Origin of the sequence: Sulfuriroseicoccus oceanibius, from assembly GCF_010681825.2 — a bacterium.
Taxonomy (GTDB): Bacteria; Verrucomicrobiota; Verrucomicrobiia; order Verrucomicrobiales; family SLCJ01; genus Sulfuriroseicoccus; species Sulfuriroseicoccus oceanibius.
Genome location: NZ_CP066776.1, coordinates 2,805,665 through 2,829,158 on the forward strand (window position 1 = coordinate 2,805,665; position 23,494 = coordinate 2,829,158).

General features: G+C 56.8%; 20 protein-coding genes. 16 read left to right on the forward strand and 4 right to left on the reverse strand.

The genetic code is table 11. The features are described 5' to 3' along the window. Nucleotides 1-50 precede the first annotated feature (50 nt). Entirely contained in the window at nucleotides 51-3,623 is a 3,573-nt protein-coding gene (locus tag G3M56_RS11320) for a bifunctional proline dehydrogenase/L-glutamate gamma-semialdehyde dehydrogenase (RefSeq protein ID WP_164365065.1), read from the forward strand. A gap of 191 nt (nucleotides 3,624-3,814) precedes the next feature. On the opposite strand, the gene G3M56_RS11325 is transcribed toward G3M56_RS11320, so the two are convergent. From G3M56_RS11325 to G3M56_RS11340, 4 genes are all read right to left on the reverse strand, one after another. Further along, nucleotides 3,815-5,023 (reverse strand): IS256 family transposase, encoded by a 1,209-nt coding sequence (locus G3M56_RS11325; RefSeq protein WP_235203411.1) that lies wholly within the window; start codon nucleotides 5,021-5,023, stop codon nucleotides 3,815-3,817. Between the two features lie 214 nt (nucleotides 5,024-5,237). Beyond that, the gene (locus G3M56_RS11330) at nucleotides 5,238-5,831 is read right to left on the reverse strand and encodes an SET domain-containing protein (RefSeq protein ID WP_235203413.1); all 594 of its coding nucleotides are present in this window, start codon (nucleotides 5,829-5,831) and stop codon (nucleotides 5,238-5,240) included. A 136-nt stretch (nucleotides 5,832-5,967) separates the two neighbouring features. Further along, nucleotides 5,968-7,905: an O-antigen ligase family protein gene (locus tag G3M56_RS11335; protein ID WP_164363605.1), complete on the reverse strand. Its 1,938-nt coding sequence runs from the start codon at nucleotides 7,903-7,905 to the stop codon at nucleotides 5,968-5,970. A 50-nt stretch (nucleotides 7,906-7,955) separates the two neighbouring features. Continuing rightward, entirely contained in the window at nucleotides 7,956-8,387 is a 432-nt protein-coding gene (locus G3M56_RS11340; protein WP_164363606.1) for a hypothetical protein, read from the reverse strand. Nucleotides 8,388-8,466: 79 nt separating this feature from the next. Here G3M56_RS11340 and G3M56_RS11345 point away from each other — a divergent pair, with 79 nt between their 5' ends. The 15 genes from G3M56_RS11345 (at nucleotide 8,467) to G3M56_RS11415 (ending at nucleotide 23,483) form a co-directional block, all read left to right on the forward strand. Beyond that, complete coding sequence (locus G3M56_RS11345; protein WP_164363608.1) at nucleotides 8,467-8,994, forward strand: low molecular weight protein-tyrosine-phosphatase; 528 nt, start codon at nucleotides 8,467-8,469, stop codon at nucleotides 8,992-8,994. Nucleotides 8,995-9,236: 242 nt separating this feature from the next. Next, nucleotides 9,237-9,884 carry an ATP-binding cassette domain-containing protein gene (locus G3M56_RS11350; protein ID WP_164363610.1) on the forward strand — a complete coding sequence of 216 codons (648 nt, stop codon included), beginning with the start codon at nucleotides 9,237-9,239 and terminating at the stop codon, nucleotides 9,882-9,884. A 33-nt stretch (nucleotides 9,885-9,917) separates the two neighbouring features. After that, entirely contained in the window at nucleotides 9,918-10,688 is a 771-nt protein-coding gene (locus G3M56_RS11355; protein ID WP_164363611.1) for a hypothetical protein, read from the forward strand. Between the two features lie 27 nt (nucleotides 10,689-10,715). Further along, nucleotides 10,716-12,017, forward strand: a complete 1,302-nt coding sequence (locus G3M56_RS11360; RefSeq protein WP_164363613.1) for an urease accessory protein UreE — start codon at nucleotides 10,716-10,718, stop codon at nucleotides 12,015-12,017. A 21-nt stretch (nucleotides 12,018-12,038) separates the two neighbouring features. After that, a complete protein-coding gene (locus G3M56_RS11365) occupies nucleotides 12,039-13,358 on the forward strand; it encodes a type IV pilus twitching motility protein PilT (protein WP_164363615.1) in 1,320 nt (439 codons plus the stop codon). Nucleotides 13,359-13,426: 68 nt separating this feature from the next. Further along, nucleotides 13,427-13,849 (forward strand): type II secretion system protein, encoded by a 423-nt coding sequence (locus G3M56_RS11370; RefSeq protein ID WP_164363616.1) that lies wholly within the window; start codon nucleotides 13,427-13,429, stop codon nucleotides 13,847-13,849. A 230-nt stretch (nucleotides 13,850-14,079) separates the two neighbouring features. Continuing rightward, on the forward strand, nucleotides 14,080-15,855 hold the full coding sequence (locus G3M56_RS11375; RefSeq protein WP_164363618.1) for a hypothetical protein: 1,776 nt from the start codon (nucleotides 14,080-14,082) through the stop codon (nucleotides 15,853-15,855). 36 nt (nucleotides 15,856-15,891) lie between these two features. Next, nucleotides 15,892-16,437, forward strand: coding sequence for a hypothetical protein (locus G3M56_RS11380; RefSeq protein ID WP_164363619.1), 546 nt, complete (start codon nucleotides 15,892-15,894; stop codon nucleotides 16,435-16,437). Nucleotides 16,438-16,451: 14 nt separating this feature from the next. After that, nucleotides 16,452-16,922 carry a hypothetical protein gene (locus G3M56_RS11385; protein WP_164363621.1) on the forward strand — a complete coding sequence of 157 codons (471 nt, stop codon included), beginning with the start codon at nucleotides 16,452-16,454 and terminating at the stop codon, nucleotides 16,920-16,922. A 78-nt stretch (nucleotides 16,923-17,000) separates the two neighbouring features. Next, nucleotides 17,001-18,857 carry a type II secretion system protein GspD gene (locus G3M56_RS11390; RefSeq protein ID WP_164363624.1) on the forward strand — a complete coding sequence of 619 codons (1,857 nt, stop codon included), beginning with the start codon at nucleotides 17,001-17,003 and terminating at the stop codon, nucleotides 18,855-18,857. Nucleotides 18,858-18,928: 71 nt separating this feature from the next. After that, nucleotides 18,929-19,522 (forward strand): hypothetical protein, encoded by a 594-nt coding sequence (locus G3M56_RS11395; RefSeq protein WP_164363627.1) that lies wholly within the window; start codon nucleotides 18,929-18,931, stop codon nucleotides 19,520-19,522. Further along, entirely contained in the window at nucleotides 19,519-21,210 is a 1,692-nt protein-coding gene (locus tag G3M56_RS11400) for a GspE/PulE family protein (RefSeq protein ID WP_164363629.1), read from the forward strand. Before G3M56_RS11395 ends, G3M56_RS11400 begins: the two co-directional genes overlap by 4 nt. Before the next feature lie 41 nt (nucleotides 21,211-21,251). Then, complete coding sequence (locus G3M56_RS11405; RefSeq protein WP_164363631.1) at nucleotides 21,252-22,472, forward strand: type II secretion system F family protein; 1,221 nt, start codon at nucleotides 21,252-21,254, stop codon at nucleotides 22,470-22,472. A gap of 42 nt (nucleotides 22,473-22,514) precedes the next feature. Continuing rightward, nucleotides 22,515-23,033 (forward strand): hypothetical protein, encoded by a 519-nt coding sequence (locus G3M56_RS11410; protein ID WP_164363632.1) that lies wholly within the window; start codon nucleotides 22,515-22,517, stop codon nucleotides 23,031-23,033. A 27-nt stretch (nucleotides 23,034-23,060) separates the two neighbouring features. Next, nucleotides 23,061-23,483, forward strand: a complete 423-nt coding sequence (locus G3M56_RS11415) for a pilus assembly FimT family protein (protein WP_164363634.1) — start codon at nucleotides 23,061-23,063, stop codon at nucleotides 23,481-23,483. Nucleotides 23,484-23,494 lie beyond the last annotated feature (11 nt).

Consider the following 23,494-nt stretch of genomic DNA (forward strand, 5'->3'; position numbering starts at 1 on the left):
CCATGGCGCGCATTTTTTTGCACTACCCCGTACCGAATTGTTATCGCCCTATGAAAGCCCTTGCCAACGTTGATCTGCGCACCGTTGCTGAATCGGATTTGCCTAATATCGCCATCGATGTTGCTGCCGAACTCTTGAACGAAGCCGCAAATCATAAGACCGCCCGTGAAAAACGGGACGCAGTTCAGATCGGGGGCATGATGGACGACCCCATGGGCAAAGCGATGACGCTTACGATGGCGGACCAGGTTTTCCGCTCGACCTCGCCAGTGCGATGCGCGGATCAATTCCGTTATTTGATCGACCAGTACGGGGTGCCGCAATACCTGCCGAAGATTTCCCAACTGGCAATGAAAATGGGTGCGGCCGCCTCGGCGCTGTTCCCTCAGTTGGTCATGCCAATGGTCACCGAGCAGATGCGCAAGGAGAGCAGCACCGTGATTCTGCCGGCAGAGAAGGAGAAGCTCTATCCTCACATCGACCGCCGCACCGCCAATGGCGTTCGCATCAACGTGAACCTGCTCGGTGAAGCCATCCTTGGCGAGGCCGAAGCCGCCCACCGTCTGGAGGGCAATCTGGAACTCCTGCGCGACCCACGCATCACCTACATCTCGGTCAAGCTTTCCAACGTCTTCTCGCAGCTCAACCTGCTGGCCTTCGACCACACCATCGAGCGCGTTCAGATCAACCTGCGCAAGCTCTACCGCGAGGCAATTGCCAACCCATACCAGGACGAAAATGGCAAGAAGCGCGCCAAGTTCGTCAACCTGGACATGGAAGAATACCGCGACCTGCAACTCACCACCGCCGCCTTCATGCGCACGCTGGATGAAGATGAGTTCAAGTCGCTGGAAGCCGGAATCGTGCTCCAAGCCTACCTCCCGGACTCCTACAAAGTGCAGCAGCAGCTGACCGAATGGGCGAAAAAACGCGTCGCCAATGGTGGTGCCGGCATCAAGGTGCGACTCGTCAAAGGCGCCAACCTCGCCATGGAAGAAGTCGAAGCCGACCTCCACGGCTGGGAAGTGGCTCCATACCACAGCAAGCATGACTCGGACTCGAACTTCAAGCGCATGGTCGAGTTTGCCGTGCAGCCTGAGAACGCAGCCGCAGTCCGCATCGGTGTGGCATCGCACAACTTGTTCGACATCTCCTACGCCATGGTCCTTCGCGAGCGCCACGGCGTAACCGACCGCGTGGAGTTCGAAATGCTCGAAGGCATGGCCAACAGCCAGGCAAAAGTGGTCCAAGACGCTTCCGGCGGCATGCTGCTCTACGCTCCGATCGTCTCGAAGCACGACTTCCACTCGGCCATCGCCTATCTCGTGCGCCGACTCGACGAAAACACCGCGGAAGAAAACTTCCTGCGCGATCTCTTCGCTCTGAAAGTCGGATCGGATACCTGGGACAAACAGAAGAAGCGCTTCCTCGACGCCTGCCGCGACAAGGACACCGTGCGCGACACCCCATATCGTGATCAGGACCGCTCACAAGCCGACCAGCGCGTGCCTGCCTGCCTGCCCGGCCAACCATTCATCAACGAGCCGGACACGGACTGGACCGTTCCAGCCAACCGCACCTGGATCCACGACTGCCGTGAGCGCCGCCTCGCCGCAGAGCCTGAGCAGATCCCTGTGGTCATCGATGGTGAGGAAATCGGCTACGATTTCCGCGGCACCGGCAGCGACCCATCACGCCCGGGCGTGGTCGCCTACCGCTACGCCCTGGCCAAGATGAGCGACGTCAACAATGCCCTCGACGTCTCGGAGCGCGCATTCGCCGACTGGAGCAAAACCAGCATCGACGAACGCAAGGCGCTGCTCGACAAAGCAGCCGCTCTGATTGCCGCCGAACGTGGAGAAATCCTCGCCGCAATGACTCTCGACGGCGGAAAGTCCATCGTCGAGGCAGATCCGGAGATCTCGGAGGCCATCGACTTCGCCACCTACTATGCCCGCAGTTTCGACGCGCTGGTCAACCACTCCGACGTCGAAGCACAGCCACTCGGCACGTTCGTCGTCGCTCCACCATGGAACTTCCCATTCGCCATCCCATGCGGTGGTGTGCTCGCTGCACTGATGGCAGGTAACACCGTGATCCTCAAGCCAGCCCCACAGGCCGTGCTTTGCGGATGGGTGCTCGCCCAACTTCTGTGGAAGGCTGGCATTCCTAAGGACGTCTTGCAGTTCGTTCCGGCTCCGGACAACGAGATCGGCAAGCGCCTGATCACCAGCGAAAAGACCGCAGGCGTGATCCTCACCGGCGCATTCGACACCGCCAAGCTCTTCCAATCTTGGAAGCCAGAGCTCAACCTGTACGCTGAGACATCCGGCAAGAACTCTCTGATCATCACCGGAGCAGCCGACCTCGATCTCGCGGTCAAGGACTTGGTGCGTTCCGCGTTTGGTAACGCCGGCCAGAAGTGCTCGGCCGCATCGATCGCCATTATCGAAGCCGAAGTTTACGACAACCCAATCTTCATGCAGCAGCTCAAGGATGCCGCGGAATCACTCGCAGTGGGCTCCGCTTGGGATCCCGCTTCGGTCGTCACCCCGGTGATCCAAGCTCCTGAGGAGAACTTGTCGGAAGCCCTCCACTCGCTTAAGGACGGCGAAGAATGGTTGCTCGAACCGACGATGGTGGACAACAACCCATGCCTCTGGTCACCAGGCATCCGCACCGGCGTCAAGCCAGGCTCGTGGTACCACCGCACCGAGTGCTTCGGTCCGGTGCTCGGATTGATCCGCGTCGAATCGCTTGAGGAAGCCATCGCGGTCCAGAATGATTCGCAGTTCGGACTCACCGGCGGAATCCACTCGCTCGACCCACGCGAGATCGCAATTTGGCGCGAAAAAGTGGAAGTCGGCAATGCCTACATCAACCGCAGCACCACTGGCGCGATCGTCAACCGCCAGCCATTCGGCGGCTGGAAGAACTCGGTCTTCGGCCCCGGCACCAAAGCAGGCGGCCCGAACTACACCCTCACGCTCTGCCGCTGGGAACAGGTCGCTCTGCCATCCACACGCACCGAGCTCAGCAACGAAACCAGCGAGATCCTTCAGACCATCCGCCGCTGGATCACCGATACCGAATCGGTTGCCATCGTCGAAGCCGCGGCCCACAGCTACACCGAGGCATGGAAGACAGAGTTCAGCCAGGAGCACGACCCATCGCAACTCCTCGGTGAAACCAACCACTTCCGCTACCGCCCGCTGACCAACGGCGTGCTGATCCGCGTGGAAGATGATGATCCAACCTACATCGCTGGAGCTGCGCTGGCCGCTGCAATCACCGATGTGCCATTGCAAATCAGCCTGTCCGCACCATCGGCTCTGGCTGACGCACTCGGCTACGAAACCATCATCGAAACCGCCGACGACCTGGCCAAGCGCCTCGCCGCCGGCAAGGAGAAGTTCGATGTGGTGCGTATCCCGTGGAGCGTTCCAACCGAAGTCTGGCAAGCCGCAAACTCGCACCACTTCAATGTGGTCGACCAGCCAATCCTCGCCAATGGCCGCCTTGAGTTGATCTTCTGGACCAAGGAGCAAGCCGTCAGTGAAACCGTTCACCGCTACGGCAACCGAATTCCAAAGCCTCACGAGGTCGAGTTGGCCAAAGCCTAATCACCCCAAATGGCCGCGTCGGACCCCTATCCGGCGCGGCCATTTTTTTTTGCCGTGCCCGCAGCGCTCCCGCGAACCCACCGCAGGCCGCGCCTCCGGCGTCGTCCCGCGACCGCCCGATCCGTCCGATCCCGCGTTCGCGGGAGGTTATGTACGTCAAGTTCTGCAAAAAGGACTTTGAAGGATGATGATCAGGCTGCGGACGTTTGATTTGAAGTGAGGCTGAGCTTTTGGGCTTCTTTGAGGTGATCCATGTTCAGGTAGCGGTGTTGATCGATCCACTGCTCATGGACTTGATGCGTGACAGCCCGGATTAAGCGTTGGGCTGCAGCCTGGTTGGGGAAGGTTCGGATAATGTGCGTACGACGCTTAATCTCCTCATTGAGTCGCTCGAGCATATTCGTGCTTTTGAGATGCTTGTGATGCTCTCTGGGAAGTCGATAAAAGGTGAGCGTTTCTTCGATCTCACTTTCGACCCAGTCACAGAGCTTGTGGTATTTGCCTCCCCACTTCGCCAACCATGCCCGCAGATCCTGACGCGCTTCATTGATGTCTCGACGGTCATAGATCCAGCGCCGCTCGGTGCAGCAGTCGTCGTCATGCTTGCGAGGTAGATGATCAAGAGCGTTGCGAAGGAAGTGGACGTAGCAGCGTTGCCACAGCGCCTCGGGAAGCACTTCGCTGATAGCTCGCCGCAGGCCGGCATGGTTATCAGTCACGCAGAACTCAACACCCGTCAGTCCGCGTTGCTTGAGTTGAAGTAGGAAGTTCTTCCAGCTACTTCCGCTTTCCCTTTGATCGAGCTCGGTAGCAAGGACCTCCCGTCGGCCATCCCAACTGATGCCAATGGCGATCAACACAGCCTGGCTGCGCACCACGCCGTTCTCTCGAACCTTTTCGTACCGGGCGTCCAGGATGAGATAGGGATAGGCATGGCTGAGCTTGCGTCGGGCGAAGTTCTCAAGCTCTTCATTCAACGTTTTGTTCAGCCTGCTTACCACACTGGCGCTAACTCGGTGACCGCAGAGCTCCTCGGTGATCTGCGCGACTTTACGTGTCGAGACGCCCTGCACGTACATTTCGATCAGGGTGCTTACCAAAGCCTTCTCGCTGCGTTGATAGCGATCGAAGATCTCGGTGCTGAAGAGTCCGTCGCGATCTTGAGGGACGCGCAGCTCGATCCTTCCTACCCGTGTCAGGAGACTGCGTTGATAACTGCCGCTGCGATAACCTCGGCGTCTGTCGCTGCGTTCTGATTTTACCGCCTGGAGTGTCTCGTTCATTTCTTCTTCGAGCATCTCCTGCATCAATTTCTGAACCAACGGCCTCAGAAAATCTTCCTGCTCGGCAAGAATACTTTTCAACTGCGGCGTTGTGGTCTTATCTGGTCGTGGGGTCATGGTGTGACGATTAGGGGTTCTTGTTTTGTTAAAAACCTAATCAATCATCATGACCCTTTTTGCAGAAGCTTTGGCACACTACCTCGCGGGACTGCGCTCGAGGCGCAGCCACCTTCCACCGTGCCAACGGCACATCTCATACCAGCCTGGGACCCAGTCCCTGGTCCATATCCAAAATGCCCCTGCCCTGAAGGGACATTTCATCACACCTCTTCTATCTCTTCTTCCCCTTGCGGGCGCGCTTGGCCTTCCGCTTCTTCGCTTTCTCCAGCCGCGCCTTCTCCTTCTTCAACAACTCGTCCCAATAATCCCGGCCAACGATGTACCCCACGCACCCATCCTTCCCGCAATAACACGGATGATCAAGGTAGTGGTCGAGATCGAAGCCGTAATCAAACCCCAGCTCCTCCCCTTTCTTAATATCACGCAATGCCGACACCCAAATTCTGTCGTCCTCATCGATTGCACTCTCGCAGTTGGGATCGCACGAATGATTGATCAACCGCGCCACATTCCACTCAAAGTTGCCGTCGATATCATAGTCATCATTGATGATAAAAACGTACACCGCCGCATCACCGGTCTCACGCGCCACCTCCATTTGCTCGAGCCCTCGCCGCTCAGCCTCATCCTTATCGATGATCTCCCCAAGATACTCAACGATCGGGGTGCCCGCCGGAATATCCTTGGCGGCAAAAACACCGCTGCCATGAATACCGGACTGTTCGACCCGGATCCACTCCGAGGGTTCTCCACGACGCCACATGCGGCCGTCGTCATCAATTTCGAAATCGATTGAGGATGTCATTTGTGTGTTCTGCTAACACGCATCGCTGCCCACGCTCCAATCCGGGAACACAGGGCTCGATGAGTGCCCACATCCAATCGCATGATTCGCTTCGCCTTGTCGCGAAAAATCCTCAGGAATCTTCACCCGATCCGGGCTACTGCCTCTGCACGGTGCCTTCGGCAATCTGCCGCCACTGCTCCATCGTCGCGATCACCTGCTCGTTGCCTGGGTCAATCTCAAGCGCACGCTGCAACGCCGCCATTGCCTGAGGATAGGCCGCCGGATTGCGGATCAACAGGTTCGCATAACGAATCCACAAGATCGAATGCTCCGGTGCCAACCCGAGCGCCTTTTGATAACTCGCAACCGCCTCGCCATATCGTGACGGCATCACGGCCAAGGCATCGCCGCGATCGGCCCACTGTCTCCACGTCGGCCGGCCAAGCTCCATTGCCGTATCAAAATCAGCCACCGCATCATCCACAACACGAGGGGTCGCCTTCGGATGAAGATGTCGAAAAAGCAGTTTCGCCTTTCCCCAGCCCGCCCAGGCAGGCACGTAACGCTCGTCCAACAACAAAGCCGCTGCGTATTCGTCGGATGCCTCTTGCAGCAACTCCCCGTCCAGCGGTTCTCCTGCCGACAATTCGCTCTTTAAATGATAGATCCGGTTGTCAGCTCCATAGGTCATCCGCTCGACCTCAAAAACAGGCCGCACCACAGCAAGCCCCCAGCTCGCCACCAAGGCCGCACACACCACCATCATCACCCGTGCCCCACTGGCATCATCCAAAACCACCTCGCGCTTGAAGAACACAGAGGCAATCCAAGCCAGCATCACAAACTGCAGAAACAACAACGACGGAATCTTCATCAAGAAGTCCACCGCATTGTGCGCGGCAAACCCACAAAGCCCCACCACCGCAATCGCCAACCACATCCGGGCTCCCGAAAAATCATCCCGCTCCCGCATCACACGGATCAGTCCAAACACCAACAACCCAAACAGCGGCCCGTAGAGCAAAACAAACCCAATCACGCCCTCATCCGCCAGCGTCTGCAGATAGTCAGAGTGCGCATACTTGGCTTCTCTTGCGTTGTTGACCGGCACCAGTTCATCCCACAGCACCGGAAAGCTCCCCACACCATTGCCGGCGATGGGTTCATTAAGAAACAACTTCCAAGCGGCTGGATACAGCAACTGACGACTACTTTCACCCTTCGCCTCCATCATTCCGGCAAAACGACCACCCACCCGCTCGTTCATCGTCGACTGCCCAAAAAACACCAGCCCATAAACGACCAACAACAACGCCGCCACGCCCACTCGCCTCTTCCACCCGGAACAAAACAAGAAACCACCCAACACCAACATCGGCAAAATTGCCAACACCCCGCCGCGACTCACCGTCAGCACGTGACACCAGAAAAAAGCCAACACCTGCGCGCCCCCCAGAACCCGCACGGTCAAGCCTCGGCGGGTGTCGAGCGCCAAATACAGCGGAGCGGGAATAAGCAGCAACATCAATGCCGCCAAGCTGTTCGGGTTACCAAAGAATCCCACCGAACGTCCGGCGTACTGCTCCCATACGCGCCCGCCAGCCGGGTGCCATCCTGTATCCACGTACCCTTGGTAGACCGCTACACCCAATGCCGCCAACCCAAGCCCCAAAACACCTCCTACCAAAATCCACCGAGCGCGAGCCGAACGCACGGCGTGTACCACTACAAAAAACAAAACCGCCGCGTGGCAAAAGGCAAACAACTCAAGCCTGCCCACCCAAGGTGCCGGTGTGATCACCCAATTACTGACCGCAAGGAACGCCAGCCAGGGCACAAACAAAAAGCCCACCGGACGGATCACGCGCCGCCCCTCTGGTAAACAAACCCACCACAAAGAAAACCACACCGCCAACCCGGCCAACATCCAGGTTGAGAACACCATCCCCTTGCCCGTGTTCAGCGCGCCCCCGAAGAAAAACGTCACTCCGGCGATCTGGGCCGCGATCCAAAGAGCGATCACCCGCTCAAGCCAACCAACCAGCCGACCGTCACCATCATTGACGTTCATCCCCTCTGCAGTCTGAGCCATAACGGGTAATCCCTCGCCTTGAACAAAAAATCGCTTCCTAAAAACCGTACCTAACGGCCCTCTCCATCATTCGCCAAAACCGTCCGCATCTGAGCCACACTGGCCTGGATCTCTTCCAGGTCGGCAGCATGGGAATCAATCAGCAACAGGATCTCATCGCGCATTCCGTCAAGCGACACCTCATTCCCCATCTCCTTCGCACTGACAACCTCACGCCGCACTACCGTCAGCGATTCACGAATATTACTTAACTTTTCGCGGTTCCCTTCAAGCGTCGCGCGTACCCATTCACGATCCAACGAGAAATCGCCCGCACCCACCTCAGTAACAGGAGCCTCTTCCACGGGCCCCTCCACTTTAACATCCGCAGACTCCGATCCGCAGCTTGCAAATCCGAAACAAGCAGCGACAATCAAACAAACCTTCGCAACATTACGCGGAAGCCCGCCCGAGCGCTGACGACAAAAATTCAAATAGTCCATAACTTCTCACACGCTAAAGAATCCGCGACCAACGACAAGTGCAGACTCTGCACCCAATGGATTTTCATCACGACCCCGAATGAGCCACGCACCTGACAGCAACCAACTGCCCACCCTGCCATCCCACGGCTCGCTGCGATTGCTCTTCGTTTGCATGGGCAACATCTGTCGCTCACCCGCAGCCGAGTGCATGATGCGCCATCTCGCAATCAAAGCCGGACAAGGCGAATCAATCCTTTGTGACTCCGCCGGCACCATTGGCTACCACAGCGGAGCCGCACCAGACCCGCGGATGCGCGCCGCAGGGCGCCAGCGCGGACTGGCCATCGAAGGAAGTGCCCGCCAGATCTCGCGTGACGACTTCGACCGCTTCGACCTCATTCTCGTAATGGACAAGGAGAACCTGAGAAACGTCACCAAACTCGCCCAAGACCACCAAACACCGGTCCGGCTCTTGTGTGATTTCACCACTCATCACGATGACATCGAAGTCCCCGACCCCTATTACGGCGGGGACGCAGGATTCGAACACGTACTCGATCTGGTCACCGACGCCTGCGCGGGGCTTCTTGCGGAGCTCACGGGTACGTCAAACCGGACCGAATAGGACAAACTTCACAAAACTTAAGAAAACCAGGGAATCACCGAGTCCAAAACCGCATCCAAACCGTAGCACTCCGCGCATTCCTTGAAACCGCATCGCCAAAAACGAAGCCAGTCACGGCAAATCCGCGCGTACGAATTCAAACCGGATGCACAGTTTTGCCAATCGACGGATTTTTTCTTGTCCGCCCCGCCCTTAGTTGATTTTTAAACCAGCACGCAGCAACCAGCAGCAGATCCCCCGTCATGCCACAACCGAAAATCCAACTCTCCGAACAGTTCGCAATCGGCTACAAACAGCCACTTGCCACCACCAGTGACGAGATCTCACTCGGTGAAGGCAACCATTACCTCCTCGCCCGCAACGGCCGCGGAAAAACCACACTGCTCAAAACCCTCGCAGGAAACCTCAAGAGCAAAAGCGGATCGTTCCAGATCGATGGCAAACTTCAGTTCGTAAACGAATTCCTCGATTTCGACCGCGAGCTCACGCCCACTTCCATCTTCAAAGCCCTCGTACCAAAGAAGCGCCGCGCCGAAGCCATCTCCATGGCCAACAAGGTGGAACTCGACGTCAAAAAGCCATTCGGTCAGCTTTCGCGAGGCAACCGCCAAAAGACCATCCTCATCATGGCGGAGTGCCGCACCTCCCCGGCCATTCAAAACATCATGTTGCTTGACGAACCATTCACCGGACTCGACGCGTTCACACAGCAATTCTTCCTCGACCACTGGCAGAACGACACCGCCAACACACTGCGACTGATCACCTGCCACCCGGATTCTGATGAGATGCAGTTTCCGAGTGTCGTCACCATTACCGACGGCAAACTCACCCACCTCACCAACGAGCAATCCCATCGCTGGAGTTCGCTGAAAGACCAATTGAACTAACGTTCTCAATCCCCAACGCAGAACAATTTCACTATGGACATCTTCCGCCTATTCCTCGCCACCATCATACAGCACAAGGTCTGGATCGTTTGGACACTGCTGCTCGTCGTCGGGGCCTTGGTCTTCCCGACCATGACTCCATGGGAACAAGAGCCGTCACTGATTGAGCCGGCACGCGCCCACACGGCTTGGGTTCTCTTTTGGCTCATCTGCCTGACCTGGGGACTCTACCAAGCGGCAGCCATCGGCACCCGCCTCCGCCGCGACGGCCTGGGCGACTACTTCGCCAGCCAGGGAACCGGCCAACTCAGCCAACTTTTCCAAGGGTGGAGCGCCGTGATGGTATTCGTCATTGGTTTCACCTTGATCACCGGTGCCATCACCATTTTCGGAGCCTCCCCGGCCGCTGAAGACCAAGCCACCGCTTGGAGCCACCTCACGCTCCAATACATGCTGCTTGCTGGCATTTCGATCGGCTCTCTGGTCTTCCTCGCCGTCAGCCTCGGCACTCGCGTCGGATCCACCGTCGCCTATCTGGTCACTCTCGGGCTTGGGCTACATGGACTCTACGGAGTCGGCTACCTGCGCATGTTCTCACGTGAAAGCGGTAGCCCAGTCGCAGACACCCTGTGGACCGTCAGCCCTCATTTCCACCTCGCCGATCTGACCCACCGCTTGGTGTTCAAATCCGGACAACTGACATCTTCCACATTTTTTGACATCCTTATTTATTTGTTGGGCGTAGCGCTCGTGCTGCTCGGTATCAGCGCGATTGCATTCAACTCGCGCCAATCCAGCAAGTAATCCCCCAATCCCCCAATCCCCCGCAACATGCCCTCGCTTCTTTCCAATCCCCGTACCCTCGGTCTCGCCGCTATCGGCGTCGGCGCAGGCTTGTGGGCGCTTGGTGCCAACGGCTTGTCGTCCGGCGGACAAAGCGCATTCGAGTACGAGCCAAACGTAGCCACCATCAACGGCAGCCCGTTTGGCAAAACCCTCGCGCTCACGGCACAGGGATCAATCGACTTCTACTGGCACGAAGGAGCAGATGACCCGAACGCACCACACGTCCACGGCCCCGAATGCGCCGACGGCTGTACCCACGGCAGCAGTGAAGACACCCACGTCCATGGACCAGACTGCGGTCACGACCACCGCGGCACAGCCGACCACAAACCTCACGCACACGGCCCGGATTGCGGACCTGACTGTGGCCACGACCACCACGACAAAGCCGACCACAAACCCCACGCACACGGTCCGGATTGCGGACCCGACTGTGGTCACGACCACCACGCCAAAGCCGATCACAAACCTCACGCGCACGGCCCGGATTGCGGACCCGACTGTGGTCACGACCACCACGCCACAGCCGATCACAAACCTCACGCACACGGTCCGGATTGCGGACCCGACTGTGGCCACGACCACCACGCCAAAGCCGATCACAAACCTCACGCGCACGGCCCGGATTGCGGACCAGACTGTGGTCACGACCACCACACGCCAAAAGTAACTCCAAGCTCCGCAACACCACAGGAGCCGATGCTCAGCCGCGCGAAAACTCGACTACAGCAACTCTCGGCCGCTAGATTCACCAAAACATCGGACGAACCGATGACCCCTCGCCACAAGCAATTCATTTCTAACGAAATTGAACGTAAGCTGGAGTTCGCCCACAAACTCGACCCGCTCAACTACACCAATTTCAACAACCTCTATCTTTTCTACTCAACCAATGATTTAGGCAGAGAACTCAAGTCCACATCGGAGCTGCGCGAGCTCGCTCAAAGCGTCCGTAAACTGGCAGATGAGTCGTCAGAGAACCCGGCTCCATGGCTCACAGCCGCCGCCACTCAGGACATCCTCTTCAGCCTCATCTACGATTGGGAACCGGAAACCGCCACTCCAGAAAAGCTCGTTCCTATCCTCCAAGACTACCACTACTGCCTGACCACTTTTGTGCAAAAACGCAACGCTCTTAAACAAACAGGCCTCTGGACCAACATTTCTGCAAAACGCAGGACACAAATGGAAGATCGCTTTCTTTTCCTCTCCAAGCTTTACAAAGCCAAGCTAATCACGTTAGAACAGATGGTCCCACAGGTCTCTGTGGAACTTGGCAACCGCTAATCCCCCCTCCCCCGATCCCGAATGGAAGCCGCCCACGAAACACCTGATCCGCGCTTTACCCTCGACCAGACCGGCACGTCGCTGCGTCTGTCTGTCGATGACGCGGACAGCACTCTCCAACTCTCATCGGACCAGTCCGCTGCTGCGTTCCACTTGCGGAGCGGCGCTGAACTGCTGCGTTGGGCATTGGCTGTAGGTACCGACCTCGGGGTTTCAGACATTCAGTTCCGCTCGAACCGCCTGCTCTACGTCGAAACCAGCCAAGGCATGCGCATCCTCGCCGAGCCCGGCATCCTTTCCGAGGAAATCGTCCTCGACGTGCTCAAGGAACTCATCCGCTTCAAGGAGGAAACCAACCGCAATTTCGAAGGCTTCGAGGCCAACCGAGAAGACTCTGATGTCCTCTACTGCCTCCATAAAACCAGGGTCGCAGACTTCGCTTGCCAGCAGATCGATATGGATGGCGCAGGGCGCCTCAGCGGCCGCTTGCGTATCCAGGCACACTTCAGTGCCTCCGGCCTCGGGGTCACCTGCCGTATTCTCAACGACTCCATCCCAGAGCTTGAGGAGCTGGGGCTGTCCACTGACCTCATCGACGCCATGCGCGCCGCGGTCCAGCGTCGTGCAGGACTTGCACTTGTTACTGGACCAACAGGGTCCGGTAAATCCACCACTCTCGCCGCCTTGATCGACTGGCTTCGCCGCAACCACGCGAAGCACATCGTGACCGTGGAAGACCCTGTCGAATACTCTTACCCGCCGAGCATGGACGACCCCGAGGGATCCGGCTACCAAATCGCCAGCCCCGGCTTGGTCACCCAGCAGGAAGTCGGCCGCGACGTCTCGAGCTATCACCAGGGGCTCAAGGACGTGCTGCGTAAAGCACCTCACATCATCCTGCTCGGTGAGATCCGTGACCGCGAAGCCATGGAGACCGCGCTTGAGGCGGCCCAGACCGGTCACTTCGTGATCTCCACACTCCACACCACCGGCGCGGTCAAAACCATGGGACGTATCCTTGAGATGTTCCCTCGCGAGAAGCACGAGGCCATCCTCGGCCGCATGAGTGAAATGCTCGTATTCATCCTTTCCCAGGGACTCCTCAGAACCGAAAACGGACGCGTTCTGACCTACGAGTTCCTCCAAAACGGTGACGATGCCTGCTCATCAGCCATCGCCAACTACTACGGCGGCTCCCGCGCCCTCGAAGACGTCATCAGACGCTCGGGTAACATCGAGTGGGACGCCCAACTCTACAACCTTTACAGTCAAGGTCTCATTGACGCGGAAACTTTTGAAAACAACCGGATGAAACGGGGTGAAGACACCTCCGAATTCTAACTCCATTCCATTACGGAGTTTTCAAATAAACAGAAACTGGTAATAACTAAATTAATACCCCAACCATCATGAAAAAAAATACACTGCGTAAGAACAAGGGCATGACCCTTCTCGAGCTCACCATCGTGATCCTCGTCCTTCTCACCCTGATCGGCGTCCTCTTCTTCGGCGCCCAGGCATACAAAGAGGGATCGGACCGCACTGCCTGCGTCCTCAACATTCGCAACGTTCAACTTGCGATGCGTTCCTACGTGAACCTGAACGGCATCCCGCAGGACACTGCCATGAGCCAAGGCGACTTCATCGGGACTGGCAAGTTCTTGGAGGCATTACCAGAGTGCCCCGGAGGAGGAACATACACCTTGGATCTCGGTACCGAAGTCCCAGCAGCGGGTGATGTAGTCACTACATGCTCCCTCAACGCTTCCAAAAACCACGACCCACAGTGGGACGGGAGCGGGCTTGACGCTTCGAAGACCGGAGATTGGTAAGCCTCTAGGTTAACCATCAAGCGACTTTACCGTATCGGCTGCGCCCCCCCCTGCTGGCACGGTACTACAAGTTGATAAATTCCGCCGCCCTGCGCTGCTTGCGGGCAACGCAGGGCGGCCCTTTTTAACAGCCGATCGGCTAGAGCAAACTCCATCCTCCTTTTTGCTCAACCTGGCTGTGATCCTGCTCCAGTTTTCCGCCCTCCCTACCTGGTCTCAACACAGAAATCGTGAATCAGCTCCATCACCCAGAGACACTCTCAGCAGTCAAAGCCTACCGTCAGGCCTGCATGGTCGCGAACTCAAGCTCGCGCGCATCCAATCCGGACTGGTACAAGCCGGCTCATCAAGTTGGACTCCAGTGGCATATCCGGACCACCGGCTCGCCACGTTTGGCGTCTGCCGTGTATTCAGAGTCCGACCAAGCTTGGAGCGACGGACCGAACCTGAATCTGCCTCAACTGCGCTCGATGGATGCCTTGGAGGCTGCCATTGACGAGATCCTCAAACGCCACCCGAAGGCCAAGAGCCTGGGCATCGTGCTCCATATCGCGGACGAGTTCGCGACCACTGAGATTTTCGAAGATTTTTCCGATTGGAACCAGCTCGACGCCTTGAGCGAGCAACTGTCCACAAATCCCCACTCACTCATCGGCGACGAAGGCATGGCGACCGAAGACACGTCATGGCGCATCATCCCAACGCCTGGCGCCATCACGCCTCCGATCTGCACCACCGTCGCGATCTCGCACCGATACCAAGAGGTGCTCGCCAACCTGCGGGCACTGGGCGAAAAGCGCAACTTCCCAATTGTCACGGAAGGCGTCAGCGCTCCACTTGCCTTTCTTGCCCTACTGCCGGCATTCCTCGACTTTGAGAACGAAGCACCCAAGTTGGTCGTCCTGCACTACCACAAGTTTTCGGCGCTCTCGATCTTCAGTCCAAATGGCGAATTGATCAAAGTGCGTGCGCTGCCACACCGGGGCCGCCCTCATCCGCCCAACCTGAGCGACACATTGACCGCTGCGGTCCACGCGAACGAGTTGCAAAAGCCGCAGATCATTCTGGTACCGATGACCTCGACGGACATCGAGCCCTTGGTGACCCAGCTCCACGCCACCTTGCACTTGGACGACGATCCCGTGATCGACGTGATCAAGCCAGGAGTGGAGCCAGTGACCCAATGCGCAGGCAGCCGTCCGGAAATGCTCATGGCTCTTCCCGACTACACCGCATCCGAGCACTCTAACACGTTCAAGATGCTTGGTGGGCAAGGTTGGGCTTTCCAAGACTTCCTCGCCCCTCCCGCTGATGAGTCCGCTGCCATTCCGTCGTGGAAGGAGATGCAGTTGCTCAAGCTGAGCAAATTGGCGAAACCTGTCTTTGCCTTGGTGGCGATCGGCGCTCTTGGATTGACCATGACCGGAGTCATTAGTGCCATATCCAACGAGAGCTGGCAGTACGATGAGACCACCACCTCGATGCTCAATGGCGAAATCAATCTCTTACAACAAAAACAAAAGGCGCATGCCCATTGGGAAAATATCCTCGCAGACCGTACCTCTGCTTGGACCACTCTCGAATTGATTGCCCGGATTTTCCCAAAGGACTCGGGGGTCCTTGTAGAGAACGTCGAATATTCCGCCCGCGTCGAGCAGGCTAAGAAGGGCAACACCCTTCCATTCGCCCGCAGTTGGACGATCACTGGCGCTGCAACCGATGTCGGCGAGGAGCACCTCACTTCGCTGAACTCACGCGATGGAATCAGTGCCGTCTTCACCGAAATCACCGACGCCACAGGCATTCAATCGTTCGACCCGAGCTCGGATACGCGGCAGTTACTGATCAACGTGACCCTCGGCAACAACCCGCAATACAATCGGAGTGCCCGAGTCACCCGACCGCTCGATCTGGAGAACTGCCCGACACGTTTTACCATGAAGATCGATCTCCAGTACTCGGCCAAAGACGACTTGGCTCTCACCAGAGGCAAGCAACCGAAATAAATCACGGAGAACATCTCACAGTATCAGATATTCTTTATGAGCGCTTACACAAAGCCTATCACCCTGTTTGGAATTGCGATCCCTGCGGTTGCAACCATCGTATTCTGCATTGCCTGCGTGGTGGTGAAGAGCAAGATCTCCGCCAAAGCGGATGAGCGCGAAGCCGCGTTCAGCCAGCACAACGCACTCCAGCAGCAAGTCAATAAACTGCGCAGTGACGTACAACCGACCTCAAAGGAACTTGATGATTGGTACAAAGTGCTGACGGATGACATCCGCCCGACGGCAGCAGAAACACTAAAGTCCGTCGAGTCTGACTTCACTCCGTCCCAACTCGCGCTGACCTCCCGCCAGTTCTCACCCAGCAAGCCTGGCAGTCTCGCCAACGGAGCACGCCAAAGATCATCCACGGTAAAACTGGCATTCCGCGGAACCTACCTACCGATGCAGCTCGCATTGCAGAAAATCGAGACCTCGCTGCCTCAACTCGCTCTCGAATCGATGACCATTGGCCGTGAACGCGGCTACGATGACCTCATCTTCAACCTCTCCTACACAGCGTGGGAGAAGGAGACCAAGTAACCCCATTGAATTCCATGACCATTCCAATCAAATCTCTCGCTACAGCAGTGGTCACCTGCACATGGGTGTTGTCGGGGGCCGCTTATGCAGCGGAGGCTAACGAAGCCGCCCCCCAATCAGACGTCGCCATTGAGCTTGCCATGGCAGATGAAGACCGACTCTACGATCCCTTCGGTGTGATCAAAGACGGTGAGATCGAGCCACCAAAGGAACCCGAGATAATCAAGCCTATCCGAGGCCCCAAAGAGGCCGTTCAGTCCACCCCATTCCAAGATCTGGTCGACCGCCATGTCCGAATCCGTGCGATCAACGCGGCGCGCGGCCAAGTCTATATCGGCATGCGCCCCTACCAGCAAGGCGACACCGTCACCATTAAAACCGGAGGCGCTCCTCTGAACTGTAAGATCCTATCGGTCGACAGCGGCGGCATTGTCCTCCAAGACGTAACCTCCGAAGAAAAGGCGACCGCCCGTCACGGCCGGTAACAAAGCCACACCAAGCCACAAGCTCATCTTCCCATCCAACCACACCAAAAACTCCCCCCACTTTCCTCCATTGCCATCATGAAAACGAAGCCCTCCATCCCAACCTTGGCCATGATCGCCGCCACGGCGATTGGGTCGATCTCCTCAATCCATGCCCAAGGCGAACCGCCTGCCGACGCTCCGGTAAGTGCGCTTGAGCGCGAACGCGTTGCCGCCGAGGCCGCCTTTGACGGTCTGATTTTCGAGGGCGAACCCCTCAATGACGTGATCGGTCTGCTCGCCACCCAGGCCGGCAAATCCTACACCCACAACCCGGCACTTAACGGACCACAATACTCCGTCGCCGGTAACATCGCCGCTGGAGATCCACTTGCCACCATCCAAGAGCTCGCATTTGGCTTCAATGTCGAGATTCACGTCCGTGGCAACACCATCTACGCACTCTCGCCTCAGGATGTGCAACAATTGCCGCAGGAAGAGTGGGCCTATCAGCTCAAGTATCTTCGCCCATCGGACTTCGAGAACCTGCGTGGCATCATCCAACCGCTGCTGACTCCTGGCACGGGAACCGTCAACTTCGAGCCGAAAACCAACACCCTTTTGGTGATCGATTCGAAACGCCGGATCGAGCGCATCAACAACTTCATGGCAAAGCTCGACCGACCAAAGGGGCAGATCATCGTGGAAACGAAGATCCTGCGTATCAATAGCTCGGCCGGCAGCCGCATTGGTGTCGACTGGAGCTCGACTCTCGGCGAGCAGGGCCTGACCTTCGACGCCATTCAGAACCTTAACTCGCTCTTCAATCTGCCAGATTCACGCTCGCTGTCGAAGGTCACCACCGACGACTTCACTTCTGGACAGGAGCTTGCAAACTCCGTTACAAACGGCTTGATCGGAGGCGCCAATGGCCAACTTACCAACAACGGCTCGCTCAACACCAACTCGATCGAAACCCGCTCCTCGACCCCAGGTTCCGGATTGGTTCTTGCTCCGGTTCAGCTCCAAGCCGTGCTCCGTGCACTCAACGAAGGCAACATTGCCAACCAGCGCACCAACCCGACGTTGATCACCGAGGACAACGAACAGGCACTCATCACGATCATCGACCGTGTGCCAATCATCACCTCGACCATCTCGCAGACATCCGCCGGCCAGAACATCACCGACGAAGTCCGCTACACCATCGACGAGTCCGACCCAACTCTCTCCGATGCGGAGAACCCTGGCGAAACCCGCGAGGTCGGTGTGACCCTTACCGTCACCCCTACCCTGCTGCCGGACAACACCATCCGCATGGACCTGCGCCCGCGTACCGCACAGATCGTCGACTTCGTCGAAGGCCGCAGTGGCAACGTTTACCCACGCGTTACCGAATCGATGGTTCAGTCGATTGCTCGCGTCCCTAACGGTCACTCGCTGATCATCGGTGGCTTCTACGGATACACCGACAGCAACAAGGAGAACAAAGTCCCGATCCTCGGTGACATCCCGGTGGTGAACTTCTTCTTCAAGAGCAAGGAAACCATCAAGGAGTCGACCAGCTTGGTGTTCATCATCACCCCGACCTCGTACGATCCATCCAGCGCCATCGAAAATCTCCGCGCCAATGACGCCATCTACGACAACGTAGCCCTGGACAGCGACCACAACGAAGTCTTCTCACCTCGCGTCGAAGGTGTCGCCCATCGATCCAACATGGGCAACACCGTGCGTAACATCATGCGCCCACGTGACGACAAAGCCGAAGATCAGCGCAACCCATTGGTTCGCCCCGAGCGCGCCGATGAAAAGGTGCAGCAAAACATGGAGCGCTACGAAGCGACCTATCAAAAGGCCAAGGCAGCGCAATCTCAGCAGGCAGCACCTGCGACCAAGGCTCCTGCCAAAACCACCCCAAGCTCGAAGAAATTCGAGGGGGGCATGTTTGACTAGTTCCTCCCACGCCGCATCACGGTTTTTACCGGGGTGCGGCGCTTTTTGTCTCGATCACCAGACCCAATCCCATGTTTTCATCCGATTTCGAAGGCAATGACCTAGGCGGTTCGTCCGCCAACAGTAGCTTTGTGGATCCTGATTTGCGCGACAAGCAGAAGACCGTGGCCAGAAAGACCCTGGACGCACTCATCACGCGCAAACACCTCAGCTTCGACGAAGCGGAACAGATTCAATCCGCTTACCTTTCCGAACTCGATGGCATGGCATCAGTCGAAGTATTCGAGACCATCGTGCGACTCAGCACCACCTCACCGCGCGATATCCCACAGTTCATCCGCCAACTGGGTGACGCCGTGTCCAAGACCCTGGAGCGCAACGTTCCTTACGTACCACTGGCAGGACGGCTGCAAAAACCCTCGGCATTCTACGAGCGGCACGATTCGGTCAAACCTCTGTGCAAAGCGTTGCTCACCCCTATCCTCTACGCTGAAGAGTCGGAAGTGATCGGAATTGGGTCCATCAATCCGAAGGCCGCATTTGTTGCCTCCGAACTCGTCGCAAATGCGGTTTCAGCAACCGAGCCCGTCAAGCCCTTCATGTCTGTGGTTCGCGTGGACTACGACACCTGGAAAACCCTCCTTGAGAAACAATTCGGCTTATGATCTCTATCGACAGCATCACCTTCAATGAAGGCATCAGCGACCGGATCATGGCGCGTCTTGAGGCGCATGACCCGGCAATCGCAAACATCAACCACGACCAGATCGAGTCGAAGACCACGCGTTCGACCCTGATGGCGGCAATTGCTTCGCTGCGCGATCTCCCCTTTATCCCGAAAGTGGCCGCATTGACGGATATGGAGTTGGTACGCGTTTGCGACCCAAAAGTCCTCAACCGCGGCATGTTCGCGCCTATCGCACGCGAAGGAAAATTCCTGATCGTGGCGGTCTGTGACCCGTGGAACGACCTGCCGCTCGACTACCTCGGGCTGATCTTTCCTGAGCTTGAGATCACCATGGTGGTCACGCTCCCCTCGGAGATCACCAAGATCGTCGAGGTGCTCTCGTCGACTGCCGGCCCCGGGAAATCCGAGCTCGAAGCAATTGAAGTCGAAGACACCGACGACGAAATTCAGGATTTCGACGTCCTTAAGAAGTACGACGAACCCATCGCCCAATTGATCGCCACTATGATGGCGACCGCCGTCCAGCTTGGTGTTTCTGATATTCACATCAAAGTGGAGAAGGACACCTTCTACTACAGCTACCGTCTCGACGGGGACCTGGGCGAGAAGTACCAGCTTCCAATGAAGCTGCGCGACCGTGTCGACGCCTTCCTGATGAACTTGATGAAGCTGGCGACCGAAAAACGTTCGACCAGCCCGGGCATCTCCGGTCGTTTCAGTCTTTCCTACCTTCACCGCAGTATCGACGTCCGTTACGAGCGCCACCGGACCTACCGTGGTTACCACGTGACCATGCGATTGCTCGACAAAGGCAACTTGAGCGTTGCTCTCGGTAAAGGCAACATGGCCTTCGACCCGGAGACCCTTTTCGAGCTACGCCGCGTGATGCGTATCCCGGCTGGTATTATCGTGATGTCCGGACCTACCGGATCCGGTAAGTCCACCACGCTCAACGCCATGCTGCGCGAGCTCAACGAACCCGAGGTCAACATCCTCACTCTGGAAAACCCGGTGGAGGATGAAATCCCCGGCGTGACCCACTGTGACTTGAAAGGCCCTGCCGAGTTCAAACCCATGATCTCCTCGTTCATGCGAAGTGACCCGGATATCATCCTGATGGGTGAGGTGCGTGACACCGAATCCGCAGAACTTGCTATCGAGGCCGCTATTACCGGTCACAAGGTGCTGACCACGGTCCACACGCCACGGGCCAGTCAGATCATCGAACGTTTCGAGCAGCTCGGAATGGAGCGCTGGAAGATCGCGCAGACTCTAAAAGCAGCCTGCGCCCAGCGTCTCTGTAAGGAACTCTGCACGTCCTGCAAGATCCGCCTCGATGGCGTCTCAGAGGAAGATCGCCGGGTTTTCAACTTGGAGGAAGAGTGGGCACACAAAGAGGTGTATAAGGCGGCCCCTGAGGGTTGCTCGGAATGCGGAGGCAGTGGCTACAAAGGACGTACCGCCATTCTGGAAATCATCCCGATCTCGCCCTCAGTCTCCGATGAGCTCTCAAAAGGCACACTCAGCCCGTACGAGCTGGAGATCCGAATCCAGGAAGAAGGCCGCCTGCCGTCCCTTCGCAAAAGTGGTCTTCGCCTATTGGAAGCCGGAAAAACCGACCTCAAAGCACTCGCCAAGGTCATTGATATGACCTACACCGACTAGGATCGATTCGTAACGCCTTCGCACTCACTCCGCTCCCCGCCATGCCACCACTCAATCAAGTCCCATCCTCCGCGCCAAAGCCTGTTGCCCCCAAACCGGTTACCCCGAAGCCTCCCAAAGGCGCTGCGAAAGAGCAAACAGCTGAGGGAAGCGCACCTAAAAAGGAAAAGAAATCCTTGGCGAGCAAAGAGATCGAGATCTTCGGCCCAAAGAAGATCAAGATGCCCGAAAAGGAACTTATCAAGTTTTACCGGGGTATGGCATCAATGCTGCGCTCGCAGATCAACACAGGTGATGCATTGAAGTATTATGCCCACGGAATGACCAATCGACCGGTAGCTGATAAGGTCATAGGCATTCAAGAGGCGATTACAGCGGGGGTTCCGATTCATGAGGCATTCCGTAAGTCAGAGCTCTTCGACGACACCACCATTGGTCTGGTTCAGGCCGGAACAGAGTCCGGCCAACTGGATCAGGCCTTCACCGCAGTAGCCCATCGCATCAAGACGGCACACGAATTCAAGGTAAAGGTGAGGAAAGCAATTGCCGTCCCACTTGTTGTAATTTCCTTACTTATCTTTGCTTTCATCATGTCGCAGGTGAAGATCGTCCCCCAAGTAGAGGAGATGCTCATGCAAGTGGCCCAAGAACCGGACGCATTCACAGGTTTGATCTTTAAGATGAGTCACTTCACCCAGGAATGGTGGTCTACGATTGTTATAGCAATCGTTATCGCTGTGGTAGCGATCGTATTTTCAGAGGGGTTACGGACTATCATCACCAACATTGCGATGTCCAAATGGCGCCTGTTGCGCAACCTCATCATGGGACTTCGCCAAATGACCTTCCTCGGAACCATGCACATGCTGCACTCCAACGGAATCAACCTGGCAAAGGCTATTCAAACCGCAGCGAGCAGTGTCAAAGGGACGCCAATGCACGACGAGCTCAAGGAAGCTGCCAACAAATATCAGGAGACCGGCTTACCGGTTTCCGAGGCCTTCAAGAAATTCACATCTTGTGACCCACAGGTTTCCCACATGCTTTTCATTGGTGAAAGGGCTGCCTCTATCGATACCCAATTGAAGATGTTGTCGGAGATGTACGAGGAAGACACGCGCGCATACATGGAAGATTTCACCGCGGCCTTGAACTTGGTGGTTTTGATCGTCGCCGTGATTCTGATTGCCACGGTCTTCATTGGAACCTTCCTTCCAATCTTCTTGATGGGGCCAAAGATGATGCAAGGTGGCAACATGTAGAACGCTGGTTAATCCAAGTCTTTCGTACTGCCCACTTAAAACATGCAACAAACCAAATTCGATCGCTGGCTCCAATCACGCTACGTCAATGAGACGTTGGTGATCACGGTGCGCCAACCGCCCTATGTCCCTAAAGGCATTGTGGTCGAAGAGCTACCACAGTCACTCAACAATCGCTACCGCTACCAGATGGTAATTAGCGACGCCAAGGAGTTGGACAAAATTCTGACCGAGCTCAAGAAGCTGAGTCAGACATACACCACCAGGGTCCGTCAGCGTAAGGGATTGGCAAAATTCTTCTTCGCCCACGAAAGTGGCAGAAGCTTCTCGATTTCCCTCATCTCCGCAATTTTGGGAGCGTCCGCAATGTTTTGGGTGGTTTTACTATTCCCCGACATCTTGATCGAGTATGCTGATCTCTACCTTGTTCCACCGATTTTGGAGCTTAAAGACTCGTTGCTAAATACTGCGAAAGAGCTCCTGAGGAGCGCCGAAGAGGTGCTTCACTCCCAATCCCCGACAGAAGGCATAGAGCAGCAGCCCTCCCCCTCTAACGAATGAGCTTAGATCAAACAACACATAATGATCATGAAGACTCCACTCATCACCAGCAGTCTCCGAACCAAGTCTCTGCACGGCCTCACATTGCTAGAAATGACGTTGGTCATATGCATCCTGATGATATTCATCGGTCTCGGCTTGGGCTATTCGACAGTCACGCAGGACTGGAAAAAGGGGAAAATGGCATCTGAGGCTCTTCGTGAAGTGTATTCAGCCCAAAAGACCTACCTAGGTGACCATCCCACCAGTAACGTCGCAGATCTGACCCAAGAGGACATCACACCATATCTCCGCAATGGGCTCACGGAGGTTCCGACCGTGGTTGGTCTCGACGATGCGACCTACACCATCAAAGTAAACGTCAGCCCTCCAGTTATTGATGATGGCGCCGGCGGTATCTACGACCCCTCCGACCGCTCGGACGACGGCTTGTGGGACGTTGGCTTCTAGCTTCATTGCTC

What these genes read in the sequence shown, in the direction of transcription:
- G3M56_RS11320 (WP_164365065.1), top strand. Translation starts at nt 51, where the DNA reads ATGAAAGCCCTTGCCAACGTTGATCTGCGCACCGTTGCTGAATCGGAT.
- G3M56_RS11325 (WP_235203411.1), bottom strand. Translation starts at nt 5,023, where the DNA reads ATGACCCCACGACCAGATAAGACCACAACGCCGCAGTTGAAAAGTATT.
- G3M56_RS11330 (WP_235203413.1), bottom strand. Translation starts at nt 5,831, where the DNA reads ATGACATCCTCAATCGATTTCGAAATTGATGACGACGGCCGCATGTGG.
- G3M56_RS11335 (WP_164363605.1), bottom strand. Translation starts at nt 7,905, where the DNA reads ATGGCTCAGACTGCAGAGGGGATGAACGTCAATGATGGTGACGGTCGG.
- G3M56_RS11340 (WP_164363606.1), bottom strand. Translation starts at nt 8,387, where the DNA reads ATGGACTATTTGAATTTTTGTCGTCAGCGCTCGGGCGGGCTTCCGCGT.
- G3M56_RS11345 (WP_164363608.1), top strand. Translation starts at nt 8,467, where the DNA reads ATGAGCCACGCACCTGACAGCAACCAACTGCCCACCCTGCCATCCCAC.
- G3M56_RS11350 (WP_164363610.1), top strand. Translation starts at nt 9,237, where the DNA reads ATGCCACAACCGAAAATCCAACTCTCCGAACAGTTCGCAATCGGCTAC.
- G3M56_RS11355 (WP_164363611.1), top strand. Translation starts at nt 9,918, where the DNA reads ATGGACATCTTCCGCCTATTCCTCGCCACCATCATACAGCACAAGGTC.
- G3M56_RS11360 (WP_164363613.1), top strand. Translation starts at nt 10,716, where the DNA reads ATGCCCTCGCTTCTTTCCAATCCCCGTACCCTCGGTCTCGCCGCTATC.
- G3M56_RS11365 (WP_164363615.1), top strand. Translation starts at nt 12,039, where the DNA reads ATGGAAGCCGCCCACGAAACACCTGATCCGCGCTTTACCCTCGACCAG.
- G3M56_RS11370 (WP_164363616.1), top strand. Translation starts at nt 13,427, where the DNA reads ATGAAAAAAAATACACTGCGTAAGAACAAGGGCATGACCCTTCTCGAG.
- G3M56_RS11380 (WP_164363619.1), top strand. Translation starts at nt 15,892, where the DNA reads ATGAGCGCTTACACAAAGCCTATCACCCTGTTTGGAATTGCGATCCCT.
- G3M56_RS11385 (WP_164363621.1), top strand. Translation starts at nt 16,452, where the DNA reads ATGACCATTCCAATCAAATCTCTCGCTACAGCAGTGGTCACCTGCACA.
- G3M56_RS11390 (WP_164363624.1), top strand. Translation starts at nt 17,001, where the DNA reads ATGAAAACGAAGCCCTCCATCCCAACCTTGGCCATGATCGCCGCCACG.
- G3M56_RS11395 (WP_164363627.1), top strand. Translation starts at nt 18,929, where the DNA reads ATGTTTTCATCCGATTTCGAAGGCAATGACCTAGGCGGTTCGTCCGCC.
- G3M56_RS11400 (WP_164363629.1), top strand. Translation starts at nt 19,519, where the DNA reads ATGATCTCTATCGACAGCATCACCTTCAATGAAGGCATCAGCGACCGG.
- G3M56_RS11405 (WP_164363631.1), top strand. Translation starts at nt 21,252, where the DNA reads ATGCCACCACTCAATCAAGTCCCATCCTCCGCGCCAAAGCCTGTTGCC.
- G3M56_RS11410 (WP_164363632.1), top strand. Translation starts at nt 22,515, where the DNA reads ATGCAACAAACCAAATTCGATCGCTGGCTCCAATCACGCTACGTCAAT.
- G3M56_RS11415 (WP_164363634.1), top strand. Translation starts at nt 23,061, where the DNA reads ATGAAGACTCCACTCATCACCAGCAGTCTCCGAACCAAGTCTCTGCAC.